Below are 460 nucleotides of genomic sequence, written 5' to 3'. Positions count from 1 at the left end.
GACAATATGCTATACGAAATAATAACAGATGGGGGCATTTTCCTGCTTTTGCCTTTGCTAATGTGTGATGATATGATGATACTTTTATAGTAAAGGTAGATAAAAATGGATAATCAACTCAGTACGCCAAATTTAGAAAGTGAAATAGCCACTAGCGATAGTCTAATAGTAACGCCTCAATCTCAAACCGTCGCAAAAAAGATGGCTGAAATCGCACGTCTTAAACAATTAGAGAATAAAGCCCAAACAGCAATTAAGGTTGTCATTGGTGGGGCGGTTTTATCTTATGCTAGTAGGAATTCAAATTTTGCTAAAACATTGGTTGAAATTTTGGATAAGACTGTGACACGCGATAATGACTTAAAACGCATTAATGCAACATTGGATAATTTAAGAAAGAAGGCAGGGCTATCATCACAATCAACACAGACAATCAATGAAGCCCAACCACAACCCATAC

Annotated in this window: 1 protein-coding gene; it reads left to right on the top strand. The window is 36.5% G+C overall.

What is annotated here, in order from left to right:
• Positions 1-105: 105 nt before the first annotated feature.
• Positions 106-460: hypothetical protein (locus J1781_RS00365; RefSeq protein ID WP_217233015.1), on the top strand; the 355-nt coding region annotated here is incomplete at its 3' end.

Origin of the sequence: Rahnella perminowiae (genome assembly GCF_019049695.1) — a bacterium.
Lineage (GTDB): Bacteria > Pseudomonadota > Gammaproteobacteria > Enterobacterales > Enterobacteriaceae > Rahnella > Rahnella perminowiae.
The sequence above is the reverse complement of the archived record's forward strand: the minus strand, read 5'-3'. Positions and strand labels throughout refer to the sequence as shown.